Annotated in this window: 16 protein-coding genes; all 16 read left to right on the forward strand. The window is 64.7% G+C overall.

Annotated features, from left to right (window positions below; genetic code table 11):
* Positions 1-98 precede the first annotated feature (98 nt).
* The 16 genes from ACMNAY_RS01490 (at position 99) to ACMNAY_RS01565 (ending at position 20,609) form a co-directional block, all read left to right on the forward strand.
* A complete protein-coding gene (locus tag ACMNAY_RS01490; protein WP_418718117.1) occupies positions 99-1,391 on the forward strand; it encodes a M18 family aminopeptidase in 1,293 nt (430 codons plus the stop codon).
* Entirely contained in the window at positions 1,391-2,338 is a 948-nt protein-coding gene (gene gluQRS, locus ACMNAY_RS01495) for a tRNA glutamyl-Q(34) synthetase GluQRS (protein WP_418718118.1), read from the forward strand. The genes ACMNAY_RS01490 and gluQRS overlap by 1 nt, the downstream gene beginning before the upstream one ends.
* Before the next feature lie 14 nt (positions 2,339-2,352).
* A complete protein-coding gene (locus ACMNAY_RS01500; protein WP_418718119.1) occupies positions 2,353-3,681 on the forward strand; it encodes a metallophosphoesterase in 1,329 nt (442 codons plus the stop codon).
* 166 nt (positions 3,682-3,847) lie between these two features.
* Complete coding sequence (locus tag ACMNAY_RS01505; RefSeq protein ID WP_418718120.1) at positions 3,848-4,648, forward strand: ABC transporter permease; 801 nt, start codon at positions 3,848-3,850, stop codon at positions 4,646-4,648.
* Positions 4,624-5,415: an ABC transporter ATP-binding protein gene (locus ACMNAY_RS01510; RefSeq protein ID WP_418718121.1), complete on the forward strand. Its 792-nt coding sequence runs from the start codon at positions 4,624-4,626 to the stop codon at positions 5,413-5,415. Before ACMNAY_RS01505 ends, ACMNAY_RS01510 begins: the two co-directional genes overlap by 25 nt.
* Positions 5,416-5,635: 220 nt before the next feature.
* Positions 5,636-9,463 (forward strand): hypothetical protein, encoded by a 3,828-nt coding sequence (locus ACMNAY_RS01515; protein ID WP_418718122.1) that lies wholly within the window; start codon positions 5,636-5,638, stop codon positions 9,461-9,463.
* A gap of 329 nt (positions 9,464-9,792) precedes the next feature.
* Positions 9,793-10,866: an ABC transporter substrate-binding protein gene (locus ACMNAY_RS01520; RefSeq protein ID WP_394976750.1), complete on the forward strand. Its 1,074-nt coding sequence runs from the start codon at positions 9,793-9,795 to the stop codon at positions 10,864-10,866.
* Positions 10,867-11,014: 148 nt separating this feature from the next.
* Positions 11,015-12,550, forward strand: coding sequence for a sensor histidine kinase (locus ACMNAY_RS01525; protein WP_418718123.1), 1,536 nt, complete (start codon positions 11,015-11,017; stop codon positions 12,548-12,550).
* Positions 12,547-13,212, forward strand: coding sequence for a response regulator (locus ACMNAY_RS01530; RefSeq protein WP_394976746.1), 666 nt, complete (start codon positions 12,547-12,549; stop codon positions 13,210-13,212). The genes ACMNAY_RS01525 and ACMNAY_RS01530 overlap by 4 nt, the downstream gene beginning before the upstream one ends.
* 52 nt (positions 13,213-13,264) lie before the next feature.
* The gene (locus tag ACMNAY_RS01535; protein ID WP_418718124.1) at positions 13,265-14,083 is read left to right on the forward strand and encodes a glucosamine-6-phosphate isomerase; all 819 of its coding nucleotides are present in this window, start codon (positions 13,265-13,267) and stop codon (positions 14,081-14,083) included.
* A gap of 24 nt (positions 14,084-14,107) precedes the next feature.
* Positions 14,108-15,262 carry an N-acetylglucosamine-6-phosphate deacetylase gene (gene nagA, locus ACMNAY_RS01540; RefSeq protein WP_418718125.1) on the forward strand — a complete coding sequence of 385 codons (1,155 nt, stop codon included), beginning with the start codon at positions 14,108-14,110 and terminating at the stop codon, positions 15,260-15,262.
* Positions 15,259-15,990 carry a sulfite exporter TauE/SafE family protein gene (locus ACMNAY_RS01545; protein ID WP_418718126.1) on the forward strand — a complete coding sequence of 244 codons (732 nt, stop codon included), beginning with the start codon at positions 15,259-15,261 and terminating at the stop codon, positions 15,988-15,990. The genes nagA and ACMNAY_RS01545 overlap by 4 nt, the downstream gene beginning before the upstream one ends.
* A gap of 153 nt (positions 15,991-16,143) precedes the next feature.
* Positions 16,144-17,424: a glucose-6-phosphate isomerase gene (locus ACMNAY_RS01550; protein WP_418718127.1), complete on the forward strand. Its 1,281-nt coding sequence runs from the start codon at positions 16,144-16,146 to the stop codon at positions 17,422-17,424.
* A complete protein-coding gene (locus ACMNAY_RS01555; RefSeq protein WP_418718128.1) occupies positions 17,421-18,491 on the forward strand; it encodes a class I mannose-6-phosphate isomerase in 1,071 nt (356 codons plus the stop codon). The genes ACMNAY_RS01550 and ACMNAY_RS01555 overlap by 4 nt, the downstream gene beginning before the upstream one ends.
* Positions 18,492-18,585: 94 nt before the next feature.
* Positions 18,586-19,740: a class II fructose-bisphosphate aldolase gene (locus ACMNAY_RS01560; protein ID WP_418718129.1), complete on the forward strand. Its 1,155-nt coding sequence runs from the start codon at positions 18,586-18,588 to the stop codon at positions 19,738-19,740.
* A 32-nt stretch (positions 19,741-19,772) separates the two neighbouring features.
* Entirely contained in the window at positions 19,773-20,609 is an 837-nt protein-coding gene (locus ACMNAY_RS01565) for a triose-phosphate isomerase family protein (RefSeq protein ID WP_418718130.1), read from the forward strand.
* Positions 20,610-20,759: the final 150 nt, after the last annotated feature.

Consider the following 20,759-nt stretch of genomic DNA (forward strand, 5'->3'; position numbering starts at 1 on the left):
AGCGGACGGGCCGTATAATGAAAGAAAAATCGGAGCGGCGCGGTGTCAGAGAACCAAAACGCCGCCGCCCCCGCCAAAAAACGAGGTGCTTACACTCTATGAACGATTCTGCCCTGCTGTTTGACTTCATTCGCCGCAGCCCCAGCCCCTGGCACGCGGTGAAAACCGCCGCCGAAGCCCTGGACCAGGCCGGCTGCACCCGCCTGGAAGAGCGGGAGAGCTGGTCTTTGGTCCCCGGCGGCAAATACTACACCACCCGGGAGGGCTCCAGCCTCATCGCCTGGCGTCAGCCCGCCGCCCCCGCCGCCGGCTGGCGCATCGCCGCCGCCCACTCCGACAGCCCCGCCTACCGGGTGAAGGGCGCGGCGGTGAAGAGCGGCTGCACCATGCTGCTCACCGAGGGCTACGGCGGCATGATCCGCGCCTCCTGGCTGGACCGGCCTCTGGGCCTTGCCGGCCGTGTGCTGGTGCGCACCGCCGCCGGCGTGGAGGCCCGCCTCATCGCCCCTGACCGGGACCTGGCGGTGATGCCTCACCCGGCCATCCATCTGGACCGGAACATCAACGACGGCCACAAATACGACCCCAAGGCGGATATGCAGGCCCTCTTTGCCCCCGGCGAGGCCGTGGGCAGCTATGAGGAACTGCTGGCCGCCGAGGCGGGCTGCGCCGTGGAGAACATCCTGGGCGCGGACATCCTGCTCTACTGCCGCCAGGAGGGCACCACCGCCGGCGCGAACGGCGAGCTCATCCTCTGCCCCCGGCTGGACGACCTGGCCTGCGCCTGGGCCACCCTGCAGGGCTTTTTGGAAGCGCCCGCCTCCGAGGAGGGCGCGGTGTGGTGCCTGTTCGACAACGAAGAGGTGGGCAGCGGCACCCGGCAGGGTGCCCTGGGCACCTTCCTGCCCGACGTGCTGGCCGCCGCAAGCGAAGCCCTGGGCGAGACGGAAGACCAGCGCCGCCGGGGCATCGCCAAAAGCATCGCCCTCAGCGCCGACAACGGCCACGCCATCCACCCGAACTTCGCTTCTTATGCCGACGGGGACTTCCCGGTGCGGCTGGGGGGCGGCGTGGTGCTGAAGTTCAACGCCAACCAGAAATACACCACCACCGGCCTCACTGCCGCCCTGTTCAAGGCGGTGTGCGAGGGCGCGGGCGTGCCGGTGCAGACCTACTATAACCGTCCGGATATGCCCGGCGGCAGCACCCTGGGCAACCTTTTGGGCACCCGTGTGCCCCTGCCCATGGCGGACATCGGCCTGCCCCAGCTGGCCATGCACTCCTGCGTGGAGACCGCCGCGGCCTCCGACGTGGCCGCCCTGCACAAAGCCTGCGCCGCCTGGTACGCGGCCAAACTGACCCCGGCGGAAAACGGCTGGGCCATCGGCTGATGGCGGCCGTGACCGGGCGCTTCGCCCCCAGCCCCTCCGGCCGGATGCATCTGGGCAACCTGCTGTGCAGCCTGCTGGCCTGGCTCAGTGCCAAACATGCCGGCGGGCGGGTGGTGCTGCGCATCGAGGATCTGGACGCCGAGCGCTGCCCCCGCAAATTTGCCGACCTGTTGGAGGCCGACCTGCGCTGGCTGGGCCTTGTGTGGGACGAGGGCGGCAGCGACGGCGGGCCGAACGGCCCCTACTACCAGAGCGAGCGCTCGGAAATTTACGAAACCTATTTTAAAAGGCTCACGGAACTGGGCCTTATCTATCCCTGCTTTTGCAGCCGCAGCCAGCTCCACGCGGCCAGCGCCCCCCACCGGTCGGACGGCACCCCCGTCTATTCCGGGGCCTGCCGTGACCTCTCTGCGGAGGAAGTGCGCCGCCGCTCGGCCCAGCGCCCGCCGGCCTGGCGGCTGCGGGTGGGGGAGGAGACCGTCTCCTTCACCGACGGCCACCTGGGCCGGTACGAGGAATCCCTGCCCGCCGACTGCGGCGACTTTGTGGTGCGCCGGGGGGACGGAGTGTTCGCCTACCAGCTGGCGGTGGTGGTGGACGACGCGCTGATGGGGGTGACCCAGGTGGTGCGTGGAGCGGACCTGCTGCAGTCCACCCCCCGGCAGCTCTACTTATATAAATTGTTGGGCCTGCCCGCCCCGGAATTCTATCACCTGCCCCTGCTGCTGGCCCCGGACGGGCGGCGGCTCTCCAAGCGGGACGGGGACGTGAGCCTGGAAACGCTGCAAAGCCGCTTCACCGCCGAAGAGGTGGTGGGCCGGCTGGCCTATGCGGCGGGTCTGTTGGAAAAGCCCGAACCCGTGGCGGCGGCGGAACTTGTAAAAAGTTTTTCCTGGGAAAAGGTCCCCAAAGAGGACATCCTTCTGCCCCGGGGCCTGTTTGACTGAAAGGGGAGAGAAAGATGAAAAAGACCTTCGCGGCGGCGCTGGCCGCATTGCTTGCGGCGGCGGCTCTGTCCGGCTGCGGGCGAGAGGTGCCTCCCGCCGCCCCGGTGACGGTGGCCAGCGACCTGCACTATGTGGGCGAGGCCATCGAGGACGGAGGCGAACTGTTCACCCGTGTGGTGGAGGAGGGCGACGGCCGTCAGCTGAACTACATCCGCCCCATCACCGACGCCTTTCTGGCCGAAGTGATAGAGGACAAGCCCGACGCGCTGATTTTGACCGGCGATTTGAGCTTCAACGGCGAAAAGGCCAGCCACGAGGAACTGGCGGCAAAGCTGAACAAGGTGGTGGAAGCGGGGGTGCCGGTGTACGTGCTGCCCGGCAACCACGACGTGAACAACTACGCCGCCTCCACCTATCTCGGCGGGGAGCGGGCGGCCACGGACTTCGTCACGCCGGAACAGTTTGAGGAACTTTATAAAAACTGCGGATTTTCCGACGCCGACAGCCGGGACAAGGCAAGCCTCAGCTATATGGTCAAACTGAACGCCGGGGTCTGGCTCTTCATGCTGGACACCCAGCCCTACTATCTCCACGAGCCGGGCTTTCCCTATTGCGTGGGCGGCGTGGTGCAGGACGGCACCTGGACCTGGCTGGAAAAGCAGCTGAAACAATGCAAAGAGGCGGGGGCGGTGCCCCTGTTGGCGATGCACCAGAACCTGGCGGTGCACAGCGAGCGGTTCACCACCGGCTACCGCCTCTACGACGCCGACCGGATGGCCCAGCTGCTGGCGGACTACGGCGGGCAGCTGGCCTTCAGCGGCCATCTGCACCCCCAGCACATCGCCCTGTGGCAGAGCGAAGGGGGCCGGCAGGTGTGGGACGTGGCCTCCGGCAGCCTGGCGGTGTGGCCCTATCTCTCCGGGCGGGTCACCATCGACCCCGACGGGGCGGGCCGGGCGGCCTATGACTATGAGGCGAAGCCCACCGACGTGACCGCCTGGGCCGCCGCCACCGGCCAGACCGACCCGGTGTTTGAGGGTTTCTCCGCCTTCGGCCGGGAGCAGTTTGCCATAAACTCCACCAGCCGCGGCGCGGACAAGTTCGTGGAAGCCCTGGGCGAGGAGGACGCCGCGGCCTTCCGCCGGGCGATGGGCCAGGCGAACGTGCTTTACTTTGCCGGCGCCCTCACCCGCGAGGCCGCCGACGAACTCGCCGCCTCGCCGGACTGGGCCGCCGTGGAGCGGGCGGGGGAGCAGGGCGTGGACACCGCCCGCTACCTCGCCACGCTGGTGAAAGAGGCGGAGGGAGACCATTGCAGCCTGCACATCGACCCGGCGGGCTGACCATCGGATACACTGCCGGCGGGCAGGGGAAACACCCCCTGCCCGCCGCTCTTTTTGGTATGAGAATATTTCATACTTTGCACAGGGGCCATTTGATGGTAGCCTAAGGATAGAAAATGACGCGCCGCGCCGCGCTATCTTTGAAAAAGGAGGAAGCAAAACCGCTATGTTCAGTTCGAAAAAGAAAACCGGCTTTTCCAAGTTCGTAGCGTCCATTCCCAACTGGGTCTGGATCATCATTTCGCTGGTCACCGCGCTGCTGCTCTGGGTCATCATCTCCCACACCGAAAAAGGCAGCATCGTGTTCGCCACTCCCACCAAGGTGGTGGAGAGCCTCGTCAAACAGGTCTCCAGCGGCCTTCTGTGGGATCACGCCAGCCACAGCCTGTTCCGCGTGATCGTGGGCTTCTGCCTGGCCTTCGTGGCCTCCATCCCCGTGGCTTTCCTGATGGGCTGGTACGCCCCCTTCCGCCATGTGGTGGAGCCCTGGATCCAGTTCGTGCGTAACATCCCGCCCCTTGCCTACATTCCTCTGGTCATGGTAGGCGCCGGCGTGGGCGAGCCTTCCAAGATCATCGTTATCTTCATCGCCTCCTTCCTGGTTCTGGTGGTCACCATCTACCAGGGCGTGTGCAACGTGGACGTCACCCTCATCAAGGCGGCCCGCATCCTGGGCGCCTCTGACCGCGACATCTTCTTCCGGGTGGTCATTCCCGCTTCCACCCCCTTCATCCTCACCGGCGCCCGTCTGGGCCTGTCCGCCGCGCTGACCACCCTGGTCGCCGCCGAGCTGACCGGCGCTTCCGAGGGCCTGGGCATGATGATCCAGAAGGCCAGCGGCTACTACGACATGGGCACCGTGCTCATGGGCATCATCGTCATCGGCATCATCGGCATCTCCATGGAGAAGCTGGTTCGGTTCTTAGAGAGGAGGCTCACAGGATGGCAGGAAACAGTGCAGCAGTAAAGGTCAAGATCGACAACGTCGTCAAGAAGTTCAACGGCCGTAATGGCGAGATGATCGCGCTGAACGGCGTCAATCTGGACATCCACGAGAACGAATTCATCACGGTGGTCGGCCCCTCCGGCTGCGGCAAGTCCACCATTCTGAACATCATCGCCGGCCTGCTTGAGCCCACCAGCGGCAGCGTCTATGTGGACGGCAAGAAGGTGGAAGGCCCCGGCCCCGAGCGCGGCGTGGTGTTCCAGCAGTACGCCCTGTTCCCCTGGCTGACCGTGCGCAACAACGTCAAGTTCGCGCTGGATATGCGCGGCATCAAGGGCGCGGAAGCCGACGCCATCGTGGACAAATACTTAAAGATCGTTGATCTGGAGAAGTTCGCCAACCACTATCCCAAGGAGCTCTCCGGCGGCATGAAGCAGCGCGTGGCCATCGCCCGTGCCTACGCCGCCGAGCCTCAGGTGCTGCTGATGGACGAGCCCTTCGGCGCTCTGGACGCCCAGACCCGTACCCAGCTGCAGACCGAGCTGCTGAAGACCTGGGAGACCGAGCAGAAGACCTGCTTCTTCATCACCCACGACGTGGACGAAGCCATCATCCTGGGCCAGAAGGTCGTTATCATGAGCGCCCGCCCCGGCCGCATCAAGGAGATCGTGGACATCGACATCCCCTATCCCCGCGACCAGGAGACCAAGATGAGCCCCCGCTTCCTGGAACTGAAGAACTACATCTGGAGCCAGGTGTATCAGGAGTATCTGGAAGTCCGCAAATAAGCGAAAAACCGCACCAAAACGCCCCGGAGCCTCGCGGCCCGGGGCGTTTATGTTTCAAAAATGTAAATCCGGTTCGCCTTTGTTGAAAAAAACCACAAAGATGTGGTATATGTAAGTTATAATGAGAATCATTCCGCTATACGGAGCTATACGGAAGAGAAGCATTCGGGCTCCCTCCCCACAGGGGGGCGGGGCCGAACAGCGAAGGAGGTCATGAAAGATGAAGAGACGCCTGATCAGCCTGCTGGCTGCGGCGGCTCTGCTGGTTGCGGCCATTCCGGCCCCGGCGCTGGCCGCGGAGGGCGAGGCGACCGCTCCGGCCGCGTCCACGGTGCAGCCGGCAGAAACCCCTGCCGAGCAGCCTGCCGCTGTGGTGAACACGCCTGCCGCGGAGGACGCCCCTGTCGTTCTGGCGGACGGCACTGTGTCCACTGCCGACGATCTGAAAGCCGCGGTGGCAAACGCCGAGGACGGCAAGGAGACTACCGTCACCCTGGGGGCGGAAATCACGCTGGACGCGCCCCTGGAGATCCCGGCGGGCAAGAACATCGTGCTGGATCTGAACGGGTTCACCCTGTCTTCCAGCGCGACCGGTGAAAACACCGGCGACGTTATCAATAACAAAGGCACCCTCACCGTGAAGAACGGTACGGTGGCCGCCGCGGATAAAGGCGCCGGCACCTGGGGCATGGCAGTGAATAACCGCACCGGAGCCGTGCTCACCGTTGCGCAGGACGAGGGCTTCACCACCAGGCTCGTGGGCCGCAGCGGCATTGCAAACGAGGGCAGTGCCACTGTGCTGAACGGTACGGTGGAGAGCTACAACCGCAACGCCTACTGGGGCCAGGGAGGCAGCACCCTGCTGGTGGAGGACGGCGTCTTCACTGCGCCCTCCGCCAGCTCCGGCATGGGCCGGGCCATCTCCACCGAGGGCAACGTCACCATCCACGGCGGCAGCTTCTATGCCGGCGGCTCCGTTGGGGCCGGCGACAACTATGTGAATGCCATCGGCATGTTCTATGACGCCCAGCTGCTCATTGAGCCCGCTGCTGGCAAGACTGTCACAGTCACCTCCAAGACCGACTACGCCGTGGCCACCCGCTACGGCGCAAAGGCGGTCATCAAAGGCGGCAGCTTCGCCTGCGAGGGCGACCGGGTCGACCTGAAAAACATCGACGACGAGTACACCGGCCGCTTTGAGGTCACCGGCGGCACCTTCCGGCATGAGCCCGCCGCCGAGTATCTGGGCGACGGCTGCGTGGTGGTGCCCGAGGGCAGCGGCTTTGCCGTCAAGCAGGTGCAGGCTCCCACCGACCTGACCGTGAATACTTACGAGGAGCTGGCCGCCGCCCTGAACGGCGACATCCTCCAGCCCAAGAACATCACGGTGGGCGCCAATGTGCAGATTCCCGCCGGCGCCCGGCTGACCCTTAAGAACGGCTACACCCTCACCGTGCCCGCGGGCAAGACCCTCACGGTGGACGGCGTCCTCTCTCTGGAAGGCGCCATGACCAACGCCGGCACCCTGACCGTGAGCGCCAACGGCTTTGTGGAACACCCGCTGAAGCTGACCAACACCGGCTCCATCACCGGCTTCCCGACGGTGGAAAACGGCGTGTGCAAGGTGTCCACCCCCATGGAGCTCCAGTGGGTCTCCTGCATGGTGGAGTGGAATAACGACAACATCCCCGCCCGCATCGAGCTGGCGAATGACATCGTTATGCCCGCCGTGGAGTTCACCCCCATCGGCAACAGCGAGAGCAAGCCTTTCCACGACGCCACCTTTGACGGCTGCGGCCACACCGTCAGCGGCCTGAAGATCGTGGCCGAATCCGGTTACCGCGGCGGCTTCCTGGGCTATGTGAACGGTGCGTTGGTGCAGAACCTGACCCTGGCCGACGGCAGCACCACCAGCACCAGCAGCTACATCGGCAGCGTGGCCGGCCTGGTCACCGGCAACACCACTTTCCTCAACGTCAACGTGAAGAACTACGAGGTGAGCAGCCCTGTCAGCTACGGCGTGGGCGGCTTCGTGGGCCAGATCAGCGACACAAACGCCGCCAACCGGGTGGAGTTCATCAACTGCAAGCTGGAGAACTCCAGCGTTACCGGCTATGCCAACGTGGGCGGCATCTGGGGCACCAGCACCGGCAGCCTCGGCACCATCGGCATTTATAACAGCTCTGTCTCCGGCACCGTGGAGGCCATCAATGTGAACGGCGGCGTCTGCGGCGGTTTCGGCAACAGCGCTCCCGTGCAGATCATCGGCCTGGACAACAGCAGCCTGACCCTGACTGTGAAGGGCGCTCCGTCCGACAAACTCGTTTCCGCTTCGGATGCGAGCAAGCAGGACATTGCCAACGCCGGCTCTGAGAACACCGCCATCAAGAACGACAAGGGCGAGTGGGTCGTGAAGGGCGATACCCCTGAGACCACCGCCGTGGCCTCGATCAACGGCGTGGACTACACCTCCATCAACGCCGCGGTGAACGCCGCCAACCCCGGTGATGTGATCACCCTGCTGGCCAACGCCACCGAGGATGTGGTCGTTCCCAAGGGCAAAAATGTCACTCTGGACCTGGCAGGGAAGATCCTGAACCTGAAGGGTGAACAGCAATACGATCCGGAAGGCAACGTGAAGGCGAAAATGGTGGGCATTGTCAACCATGGCAGCCTCACCATTCAGAACGGCGTCGTTGCCTGGAACAAAGCATTCTCTGGCATTGCCAACACCGGCACGCTGAACATTGCTTCCAACGCCACGCTGAGCAGCACGGTGACTTCGTGGGACGGCAGCTGCCTGATTTTCAATGTGGGCGGAAATGTCACCACCGCCGGTTCGCTCAGCAGTACAGCCAACGACGGCATCGTGACCTATGGCGGCAGCGTGAACGTCACCGGCGGCCGCATTACTGCGAAGAACGCGAACGCGTCCTGCGTTACCATCTTCAACCGGGAATACAACAACGAGAGCGCGGGCGCCAATGTGATCATCTCCGGCGGCAAGCTGGAATCCGGCAACTTCACCGTCAGCACCAACAACCTGCGTTCCGGCGGTGAAAACGGCAGCAACCTCACCATCACCGGCGGCGAACTCGTCTCCGACATCACCGCTGTCTACTGGCCGTCTTCCGGCAAGCTGACCGTCGGCACCGAGGGCAGCGCCAACGGCCCCGCCATCACCTCCAAGAAGGGTTCTGCCATCGAAGTTTGCAGCGGCACGCTGGCCGTTTACGGCGGCACGCTGAAGGGCGGCACCGAGCATGCCGACAAAGACAGCATCATCACCACCAGCGAGTGGGTGGAGGCATTCCGTGCAAACTCCGGCGCCTCCGGCATCGGTGATGCGATCACGGTCATCGCCCGCCGCGGCAGCGGTTACGATTCTGCGCCTCTGAATGTCACCATCGCCGGCGGCACCTTCACCAGCGGCCAGAACTATGCGGTGCGCTTTATGGACTGCAACACCACCGAAAACGCCGACCAGATCGAACAGGATGTCTCTGTGGGCATCACGGGCGGTTCCTTCAGCGGCAAGATCGCCGCGGTGGATGCGTCCTTCGTGAAGTCCGACGAGCAGAAGATCATCGACGGCGGCACCTTCTCCAGCGACCCCACCGCCTACCTCACCCCGGACAGCCAGGTGATGAAGAACCCGGGCGGCACCTTCGGCGTGCAGGATAAACCCGCGGTCACGCCCACTCCGAAGCCGGAGGAGCCCTGGACCCCGAATCCCACCCCGACGCCGACCCCTGTGCCGGCGCCCACCGCCACCCCGAAGCCTGCGGCCACCGCGCGGCCGAAGCCCACGGCTACCCCCGCGCCCACCGAGGCTCCGGCCGAGGCGACCCCCACCCCCGAACCTGCTGAACCCACCCCGACGCCCGCGCCCACCGAGGCTCCCGCCGAGCCCGCCGGCACCGACGCCGAGGGCGGCCTGCCGGTTGTGCCCATCGCCATCGGCGGCATCGCTCTGGTGCTGCTGATCCTGGTGCTGGTGCTGCGCAAGCTGCTGGGCAAAAAGGACGAGGACGAGCGGGGCTATTGATGCACCGTGAACGGGCCTGACCCGTGAATCAGAACGGCCCCCGCCACACAGGCGGGGGCCGCTTTTTGCGCGCTGCAAGGGGTTACAAATGGTAACGGACGCTGTCCGCCGGAGGGGGATTTCTCCGGCAGAACCCACAAGGGAAGGGAAGTGGTTTTGGCACATTACCCAAAAACTCTCCCGAAAAGGTATGAGAATATTTCATACTTTTCAATGCCTTTTCCGGCGGGTATACTTAAAGCATCAACAGCCGGAGAAGGTGTGTGCCTTGCCGGCGTAACGAGGCGGGCGGTGCCCGTCCGGTTCAATAACAATGGAGGAAGATACATATGAAAAAGCTTCTCAGCCTCGCGCTGGCAGGCGTTATGGCCCTGAGCCTGGCCGCCTGCGGCAGCACCCCCAGCAGCACCCCTGCTTCCACCCCGGCTTCCGAGCCCGCTTCCGCTTCCACTCCCGCTTCCGAGCCCGCCGAAGAGTTCGAGACCGTGGACCTGCGCGTTGCCTACATGCCCAACATGGGTTCCAACAGCCTGCTGGCCACCGCTCTGAACATGGGCTACTTTGAGGAGATGGGCCTGAACGTCACCCTGACCGAGTTCCAGGGCGGCCCCGCTGAGATCGCCGCCATGGCTTCCGGCGACATCGACATCTCCCAGATCGGCCACGGCGCCCATGCCCTGTGCATCGAGGGCCAGGCCAAGATCTTCCACCTGGACTGCACCAGCCTGGCCGACGCCGTTGTTGCCAACACCGAGAAGGGCATCAGCTCCATCGCCGACCTGAAGGGCAAGACCATCGGCGTTTCCAGCGGCACCTCCGCTGAGATCATCCTGAACCTGGCCCTGGCTTCCGCCGGCCTGACCCAGGACGACGTCACCCTGACCGAGATGGACGCCAACGGCATGGTCACCGCCATGGTGAGCGGCGGCGTTGACGCCTGCGCCACCTGGAGCCCCAGCACCATGACCATCGCCAACGCTCTGGGCGACAAGGCTCTGACCCTGGCCACCAACAACGACTACGTTGACCAGGTCACCTTCCCCTCCAGCTTCATCACCACCGAGAAGTTCGCCAGCGAGAACCACGACGTTCTGGTCCGCTTCAGCCGCGCTCTGCTGAAGGCTCAGGACTACCGTGCCGCCAACATCGAAGAGGTGGCCAAGTGGGTCGCCAAGCAGTGCAAAGCCGACGAGCAGACCATGCTGGACTGCGTGGGCGAGGGCAACTGGCTGACCGGTGAGTTCGTGGCTTCCGGCCTGACCGACGGCACCGTGAAGAGCTACTATGAGAACCAGCAGAAGGTGTTCATCGACGCCGGCCGCATCACCGCGGAAGTTCCCGTTGAGGACTACGTGCTGTTCGACGTCATGCAGGAGGCTGTGGACGCTACCTACGGCGCCTGAGCTGAATAAAACCGCATAGTACCTGCAAGGGGGCATAAAGGCAGAACTTTATGCCCCCTTTTTTCGCGCCGCAGTGAAAAAATCCCCCGGCGGCGCGCAGGCTGTGGTATAATGGCGGTGAGACGAAACGAAAGGGGGAGAAGCAGCCGTGCTGGTTTTGGTTCTTGTGATGATGACGATCGCCACCATTATAGTGGCGGCCAACCGGCGGGACGTGCTCTCCGCCTATCTGAGCGGTCTTTCCGCCAGTTTTGTTGTGATGATGTGCGGCGTGGTCACCTATGTGGCCAAAATGGGCGGCTACAACACCGCCCAGCGCCTGTTCCTGTTTTTGCTGCCCGATCTGCAGCTGTGGCTCCAGAGCCGGCCCATCCCCCTGGGCACACTGGGTTATCTGGTGGCTTTGGGCCGCAGTTTGTTTCCTTATTTTCTTCTGTGCCTCGGCATCTACCACTCCAACCTTCACTGGGTGCGCCGCCACGAAAAGGCCATCCGCAGAGTCCACCTTCTGGGCACCGTCGCGCTGCTGGTCTACTACTGGCCGCCGGTGTTCCGCCTGGTGGTGGGCGGCCGCTTCTGGGTGCTGGTGGTCATGCGCCAGGTGTGCCTTGCCTGGATCGTGGTCAGTGTGCTGGCGGCCATCGCCCTGCTTTTGCAGGACTACTTCGCCACCACCTCCCCCTACTTCAAGCGCAGCATGCGCCTTGTGGTGCTGGCGCTGGTGAGCGTCACCGTGCTCTACAGCATGTACGCCATCCAGGACCCCGGTCAAATTTATAACTTCTATGTCTCGGAATACATCCGTCTCGGCTCGCTGAACTATCTGCGCACCGCGCTGTCCAGCGGGTGGAGCTGGCTGCCGCTGCTGGCCTGCACCGTGTTCTTCGTGGGGCTGGGCTCCTTCAACATGATCCACTACAGCCGCATCAGCCAGTCCGAGGCCCAGGAGGACACCACCCTCCAGCGCAAGTTCGACACCGCCTCCATGGGCGCGTCGGTGTTCGTCCACAGCATCAAAAACCAGCTGCTGGCCGCCCGCGTGGCCCACAAAAAGCTCCAGCAGGAGCTGGAAGAGCCCGAACCGGACCTGGAAAAGGTGCGCGCCTGGGCCACCTGCCTGCGGGAGATGAACGCCTCCATGCTGGAGCGGATGGAAGAGCTTTACCGCTCCATCAAGGTCAGCTACATCGAGCTGGTACCGGTGGAGTCGGGGGAGATCATTCAGTCGGCCCTGGCGCGGCTGGCCCAGAAATACCCGGACGCGAAGGTGCAGGTGCACCAGAGCGTGCAGGCGCAGGTGCTGGCGGACCGCACCCATATGGCGGAGGCGCTGTACAACCTGCTCACCAACGCCTGGGAGGCGGCCAGCGTCGAGAGCGGCGAGCCGAAAGTGGAGCTTCTGGTGCAGCCGGAGCGGCTGTGGCTGGACTTCATCGTGCGGGACAACGGCCCCGGCATCTCCCGGGCCGAGCAGAAGAAGATATTTGACCCCTTCTACACCAGCCGGAACACCAACAACAACTGGGGCATGGGGCTTTACTATGTGCGTCAGATCGTGAAGAGCCATCTGGGGCATTTGCAGATCAAAAGCGCCGAGGGCAAGGGCAGCACATTCCTGGTGATGCTGCCCCGGTATGTGCCCGGGCGCCAGAAACAGCATCAAGGGGGGCGGGAAGAAACATGATCACCATTCTCATTGCCGACGATTTTGACCTGCTGCGGCAGGACCTGACCGAGCTGCTCAACGCCCAGCCCGATATGCGGGTGGTGGGCGAGGCGTCCACCGGCGCGGGCATCGTGGAGCTGGCGAAAAACGTCAAGAGCGACATGATCCTGATGGACATTGAGATGGAGAACACCTCCGCGGGCATCCAGGCGGCCGAGGCCATTCACGCCGCCGACCCGAACCGCCTCATCCTCTATCTCACCGCCCACGACACCGACCGCATGATCCTCACCGCCATGGCCACCGGCGCGGTGGACTACATCGTGAAGGGCGCCGAGGACGAAGAGGTGCTGGCCCACATCCGGGCCGCGGCGGCGGGCCATCCCATGCTCAACGCGCGGGTGCAGTCCACCGTCATCCGGGAGTACGACCGGCTGCGCCGCTCGGAGCAGAGCCTTTTGTTTTTCATCAACAACGTCTCCCAGCTCACTTCCACCGAGCGGGAGCTGGTGCGCTTGCTTTTGCAGGACAAAAAGGTCAAGGAGATCGCCGCCATCCGCTGTGTGGAGGTGGTGACCGTCAAGACCCAGATCAAGGGCCTCTTACATAAGTTCGGCTGCACCCGCACCAAGGAAATTGTGGAGATGATCCGCCAGCTGAACATTTCCCATCTGTTTTAACGCCGGGCGGCGCAGCCGCCGCCCCCTCGTGATATAAGAAAGGAGAACCGTCATGTACGAATACTTCCATATCAGCGCGCAGGACCTGGGCAAGGACGCGAAGGTCCCCGTTCTCAAGCTGGACGATTCCGGCGAAGTCTTTTATGAAATCGCCATGGAGATGGTGAACACCATCAAGGCGAACAACGCCGCCGGCAAGCACACCGTGTTCATCTGCCCCGTGGGCCCCGTGGGCCAGTACCCCATCTTCGTGCGGCTGGTCAACCGTGACCGCATCAGCCTGAAGAACTGCTGGTTCATCAATATGGACGAGTACCTCACCGACGAGGGCGAGTGGGTGGACAAGAGCCATCCGTTGAGCTTCCGCGGCTTCATGGACCGCACCGTCTACACCAAAATTGACCCCGAACTGCTGATGCCCGAAGAGCAGCGCATCTTCCCCGACCCCCACGACCCCGAGCACATCCAGCGGGTCATCGATGAACTTGGCGGCGTGGACGTGGCCTTCGGCGGCATCGGCATCAACGGCCACCTGGCCTTCAACGAGCCCCAGGACGAGCTGACCGCCGACGAGTTTGCCGCCCTGCCCACCCGCGTGCTGACCATCAGCCGCGAGACCCGCACCACCAACGCCATCGGTGACTACAACGGCGCCATCGACGCCATGCCCCGCAAGTGCGTGACCATCGGCATGAAGCAGATTTTGAGCGCCAAGAAAATTCGCCTGGGCGTCTTCCGCGACTGGCACCGGGCCGTGGTGCGTCAGACCGCCTACGGCGAGGTGAGCGCCCACTTCCCGGCCACCCTCATCCAGCGCCATCCCGACGCCATGGTCATTGCCAACGCCAACGCGTCGCAGCAGCCGTTCTGAAACAGGACAGGGGAGGGAAGGACCATGAAACAGCTTGTTATCACGGGCGCGCTGGTCTACACCGGCGGCCGCTTTGTGCAGCGTGAAGTGTATGTGCAGGAGGGCCGCATCGCCCAGCTGGCCAAAAAGGTGAACGCCCCGGCGGACTGCCCCCGGCTGGACCTTTCCGGCAAACGGCTGGCCCCCGGCTTCATCGACATCCACACCCACGGCGCGGCCGGGGTGGACGTGAACGCCGCCACCACCGAGCAGCTGAACGGCACCATCGGCCACTTCTTCGCCAGCCAGGGCACCACCGGCTGGCTGTGCAGCGTGCTCACCGACACCCCCGAGCAGACTCTCTGGTGCCTGGATCAGGCCAAGGCCGCCATGGCCTGGCAGGGCGACTGGGCCCAGCTGCTGGGCGTGCATCTGGAAGGGCCTTTCCTGGCCAGCCAGTACAAGGGCGCCATGCCCGAGCATCTGCTGCAGACCGGCTCCGCCGAGCTCTTCGCCAAGTACGAAGAGGCGGGCGTGGGCGCGGTGAAGTACATGACCGTGAGCCCCGAAGTGGCGGGCGTGCCGGAGATGATCCGGGACATCGCCGGCCGGGTGAAGGTGGCCATCGGCCACTCCGGCGCCGACTACGACACCGCCATGGAGTGCATTGAGAACGGCGCGGTGAGCGCCACCCACACCTTCAACGCCATGCGTCTGTTCCACCAGCATCAGCCGGCCATCATGGGCGCGGTGCTGGAGAGCGACGTCTACTGCGAGGCCATCTGCGACGGGCGGCACCTGCATCCCGCCAGCGTGCGCCTGCTGCTCAAGTGCAAGGGCTGGGATCGGGTGGTGGCCGTGACCGACAGCATCATGGCTGCCGGCCTGCCCGACGGCAACTACAAGCTGGGGGTGAACGACGTGGTGGTGGAGGACGGCGACGCGAAGCTCGCCTCCGACGGCACCCGCGCCGGCAGCACCCTCACCACCGGCCAGGCGCTGAAGAACCTGGTAAAGTTCACCGGCGAAGGCCCCGAAAAGGTGCTGCCGCTGCTCACCGAAAACCCCGCCGCCCTGCTGGGCCTGGCCCGCAAGGGCCGCATCGCCCCGGGTTGCGATGCGGACTTCGTGGTCCTGGACGACGACCTCACCGTCCTGCGCACCATCGTGGGCGGGCGCACGGTCTACACCGCCCAATGACCGCCCCGCTGACCCTGGCGCTGGTGGGGCTCATCTCGGTGGCGGGCAGCTTCGTGCAGGCTTCCACCGGCTTCGGCTACGCCGTCACCGTGATGGCCCTGTGGCCGCTGTTTTTGCCCTACAAGACGGCGCTGGTGGTGGAGCTGCTGGCCGCCCTGGCCCTGTGCGTGGTCATCGCCGTGCGCTACCGCCGCTCCATCAACTGGCGGCAGCTCGTCGCCCCCTGCGCCGCCTCCTTCTTCACCAACTGGCTGGGCCTGCAGATCATGGCCGGCAGCCCGGACACGGTGCTGCGCCGGCTGTTGGGCGCGGCGCTGATGGCGCTGGCCGTCTACTTCATCTTCTTTTCCGCGAAGTTCCGGGTGCGTCCCACCCTCACCGCCGGCCTCATCGCCGGCGGCGTGGCGGGTCTTTCCGCCGGCATGTTCAGCATCGGCGGGCCGCCCATCGTGGTCTACTACCTGGCCGCCTTCGAGGACAAGAAGGAGTACACCGCCACCACCCAGATGTATTTCATCCTCACCAGCCTGTGGCTGGTGGCCCAGCATCTGTGGATGGGCAACGTGGACGCGCTGGCCCTGCAGTGCACCGGCGCCGCGCTGGCGGGCCTGGCCGTGGGCACCGCCGCGGGCCTTGCGGTGTTCCGGGCGCTGCCGCTGGAGCGTATCAAAAAACTGGTCTACGCCTTCATGCTTGTGATGGGCGCCTATATCCTCATCGCCGGCTGAACGGCTCCGTCCCTCCGCATCCCGCGGGGGGCGTTTCTTTTGAAGTATGACGCATTTTCATACTCGCATTTGCGGCGTTTGTGCCGTATAATGAAAACTGGAAGAGATTGTGACCGCGGTGCGCCGCGGCAGAAAATAAGGGAGGGAAGTGCAATGAATCTGAATCTGGATTCCGACCTCGCCCGCCGCATGGCCGCGCCGGGAGAGGTGGAGGCGGCCCTGGCCGACGCAAAGGCGGAGTACCGCCGTCTGGCTGCCCTGGGCAGCGAGGATAAGGACTGGCCCGTCACCGGCTGGTTCCACTGCGCCGAGGCCGCTCAGCAGCTGGACCTCATCAAGGAGAAAGCCGCCGAAATTCGCGAAAACGCCGACGTGTTCGTGCTGGTGGGGGTGGGCGGCTCCAACCAGGCGGCCCGGGCCATGATCGAGGCCATCCAAAAGCCCGGCGGCCCCGAGATCGTCTACGCGGGCAACACCCTGTCCGCCCACGGCGTGGCCCAGGTGCTGCAAAAGATCGAGGGCAAGAGCGTCTACATCAACGTCATCGCCAAGAACTTCGAGACCCTGGAGCCGGGCAGCCATTACCGGGTGCTCCGCGCCGCCATGGCAAAGCGCTATTCCAAAGAGGAGATGGCCAAACGGGTGGTGCTCACCGGCACCGTTGGCTCCCGTCTGGAGGAGATCGCCAAAGAGAACGGCTGCACCTTCCTCCACTTCCCCCGCCGGGTGGGCGGGCGCTACTCCGCCTTCACCCCGGTGGCCCTGCTGGCGCTGGCGGTGGCGGGCCTCGATGTGGACGAGTACCTCGCCGGTGGCCTTGCCATGGAAGAGGAACTGGCCAAAAACGAGGGCGGCATTGCCGCCGAGTACGCGGCGGTGCGCTACGCGCTTTACCGCCGGGGCTTCCAGGTGGAGATGCTCACCGCCTTTGAGCCGCGCCTTTACTGGGCCGAGCAGTGGTGGAAGCAGCTCTTCGGCGAGAGCGAGGGCAAGGACAAAAAGGGCATGCTGCCCGCATCCATGATCGACTCCGAGGACCTGCACAGCATGGGCCAGTACATGCAGGACGGCCTGCGTTTCATGACCGAGACCTTCCTGGCGGTGGACGACCCCGGCGCTTCGGTGGTCATCGAGCCGGACCCGGACTTCGGCGACGCCTTCGATTATCTGGACGGCATGGATTTTGCCAACATCAACCGCGCGGCGGAAAAGGCCACCATCCATGCCCACGCCGCCGGCGGGGTGCCCTGCACGGTGCTGCGGCTGCCCCGCATCGACGAGCGCACCTTCGGCCTGGTCTACTACTTCTTCATGGTGGCCTGCGCCCTCAGCGGCCGGCTGCTGGGAGTGGACCCCTTCGACCAGGAGGGCGTGGAGGAATATAAGCGCAGCATGTTCGCGGCGCTGGGCAAGCCCGGCGCCAAGGGCAGATGAGCGGCCTTTCGGCCCGGCCCTTCCGCCTCGCGGCAAACCGTGTGAACTACCTGCTGCCCGGCGGCGAGATGATCGACGCCTTTTTGGGCCTTGAGCGCGGGGCTGTGCCCGGCGCCAGCCAGATGTGGGTGGCCAGCGTGGTGCAGTCCACCCTGCCCGGCGCGGCGGACAGCCGCTCCTACATATTGCCGGAAGACGGCGGCGGCTGCCTTGCCGAGGAACTGCAAAAGGACCCGGCGGCCTTTCTGGGCAGCGCCCACGCCGCGGCCTTCGGGGCGGACCCGGGCTATCTTTTAAAACTGCTCCACTCGAGTCAGCGCCTGCTGGTGCAGGCCCATCCGGACAAGGCCAAAGCGGAAAAATACTTCCGCTGGCCCCACGGCAAGACCGAGGCATGGTATGTGCTGGCCACCGAGGGCGAGGCGTACATCTGGGCGGGTTTTCGCCCCGGCGTGACGAGAGAGAGCTTTTTGGCCCTGATTGAAAAACAGGACACGGCGGCTATTCTGGACTGCCTGCATCAGTTCGCCATCGCCCCCGGCGACGTCATTTTCATCCCGGCGGGCCTGCCCCACGCCATGGGCGCGAACAGCCTTGTGGCGGAGATACAGGAACCCGCCGACATCACCCTGCGGGCGGAGTACATCCGCCCCGACGGCAGCCGCCTCCCCCCCGAGAGCCTGCACAGCGGCGCGGGCATGGAGGCCCTGCTGGATTGCTTCGACTTTTCCTCCGCCGCCCCGAAAGAGGCGGTGCGGGAAAAATACTTCCTCACCCCGGCCCGGCGGCCCGTGCCCGGCGGGGAGGAGACCACCCTCATCGGCCCCGACGCCACCGACTGCTTCGGCCTTGCGCGGGTCTGCGCCGCCGGCCCCTGCCGGCGGAAGAACCCGTCCTTCCGGGTGCTGCTGGTAGAAAAAGGCGAGGGTGAACTTTCCGGCGGCGGCGTGACGCTGCCCCTCAAACAGGGCACCGAGGTGTTCATTCCCGCCGGCGTGGAGGGGTACACCCTCACCCCCAAGAGGGACGAGCTGGCGGTGCTGGAGTGCATCCCGCCCGCGCCCTGACACAACAACGCAAAGTTGCGCCGCCCTTTGCCGCGGCGCTCACAAAACACCGCGGGCCCACCGCCCGCCCGATGAAAGAAATGAGGTAAAAATTATGCTGGTACCCCTTCGTGCGATTCTGGAAGCCACCGAGAAATATCACTACGCCCAGGGCGCTTTCAACGTGAACGCCGTGGCCCAGGCCAAGGCCGCCATCGAGGTGCATGAGATGTTCCGCTCCGCCGCCATCCTGCAGGGCGCGGACCTGGCCAACGGCTTCATGGGCGGCCGCACCGACTTCATGAACGCCACTCTGGAAGACAAGATCAAGGGCGCTGCCAACATCGGCGCGGCGGTGAAGAAGTACGGCGAAGACAGCCCCATCCCCGTGGCCCTGCATCTGGACCACGGCCGCAACTTCGAGAGCTGCAAAGCGGCCATCGCCGGTGGCTACACCTCCGTCATGATCGACGGTTCCTCCCTGCCCTTTGAGGAGAACATCGAGCTCACCCGCGAGGTGGTCAAGTACGCCCACGAGCGGGGCGTTTCCGTCGAGGCCGAGCTGGGCGTGCTGGCGGGCGTGGAGGACCACGTGTTCAGCGCCGGCTCCACCTACACCAACCCCCTGGACGCCGTGGAGTTCATCAAGAAGACCAAGGTGGACGCCCTGGCCATCAGCTACGGCACCATGCACGGCGCCAACAAGGGCAAGGGCGCCAAGCTGCGCAAGGAGATCGCCATCGCCACCAAGGAGTGCCTGCTCCATGAGGGCATCTTCTGCGCCCTGGTGAGCCACGGCTCCTCCACCGTGCCCCAGTACATCGTCAAGGAGATCAACGACCTGGGCGGCGACATCCAGAACGCCTACGGCATCGAGCTGGCCCAGCTGAAAGAGGCCGCCCGCTGCGGCATCGCCAAGATCAACGTGGACACCGACATCCGTCTGGCCGTCACCCGCAACATGAAGGAGCTGTTCTACAACCGTCCCGAGCTGCGGGACAGCGCTTCCATCGGCGGCATCTACAAGCTGCTGGAAGAGAAGAAGTCGGCCTTCGACCCCCGCGCCTTCCTGCCTCCCATCATGGACACCGTCATGTACGGCAACGTGCCCGACGCGGACGTGGCCGCCATCGTGGACTGCATCGAGAAGGGCGTGCGCGAGGTCATTGGCACCCTCATCGTGGAGTTCGGCAGCGTGGGCAAGGCCCCGCTGGTGGAGAAGGTCACCCTGGACGAGATGGCCGAGCGCTACCGCAAGGAAGGCATCTAAGACCAGGTTTTGAAAAGGAGCGACGCTGACTTATGAAATACATTTTTCTGAACCTCAAGCGCTTTGACGTGCCGGTGGAGCTGGGCGGCGTGAACCGCCTGGCCCCGGTGAACGAGTGGGCCAAGACCATCGTGGAAGGCACCCAGGAAGGCCTGAAGAAGTACGACCCCGCGAAAGTTGAGTTCGTGCAGTTCTTCCCCGAGGCCCACATCCTGAACGCCGTGGCGGCCCTGTGCGAGAACAGCCCCGTCAAGGTGGGCTGCCAGAGCCTCTACCGGGCCGACACCGCCGTGGGCGGCAACTTCGGCGCTTTCACCTCCAACCGGCCCGCCTCCATCGCCAAAGCCATGGGCTGCGGCGGTGTGCTCATCGGCCACTGCGAGGAGCGCAACGACAAGGCCGGCGTGCTGGCCGAGGCGGGCGTGGTGGACACCGCCGCGGTGAACCGTCTGCTGAACCAGGAGATCAAAGCCGCCACCGCCCGTGGCCTCAAGGTGCTCTACTGCATCGGCGAAAAGAGCGAGGAGCAGGAGCGCTGGCAGGAAGTTCTGGGCGAGCAGCTGGACATCGGCCTCGAGGGCGTGGACAAGAGCCAGGTGGTCATCGCCTACGAGCCCATCTGGTCCATCGGCCCCGGCAAGACCCCGGCCGACAAGCCCTACATCGAGAAAATCGCCCGCTTCGTCAAGGAGCGCACCGGCGGCATCCCCGTGGTTTACGGCGGCGGCCTGAAGAGCGACAACGCCGAGATGCTGGCCTCCATCCCCGAGATCGACGGCGGCCTCATCGCCCTGACCCGCTTTTCCGGTGAGATCGGCTTCTACCCCGACGAGTATCTGGAGATCATCCAAAAGTATCTGGGCGAATAAGGCCCGACAAGGAGGAAACGCGAATGAAACTGGATTTTGAATACGGCCATGGCCTGATGAGCGCCGAGCTGCCCGACAACACCGATGTGTTTATCCCCGGCACCACCGTGGCGGACCCCCCCTGCATCCCCGAGGACAAGCTGGAGGAAG

This window comes from Candidatus Allofournierella merdipullorum, from assembly GCF_048426865.1.
Classification (GTDB): domain Bacteria; phylum Bacillota; class Clostridia; order Oscillospirales; family Ruminococcaceae; genus Allofournierella_A; species Allofournierella_A merdipullorum.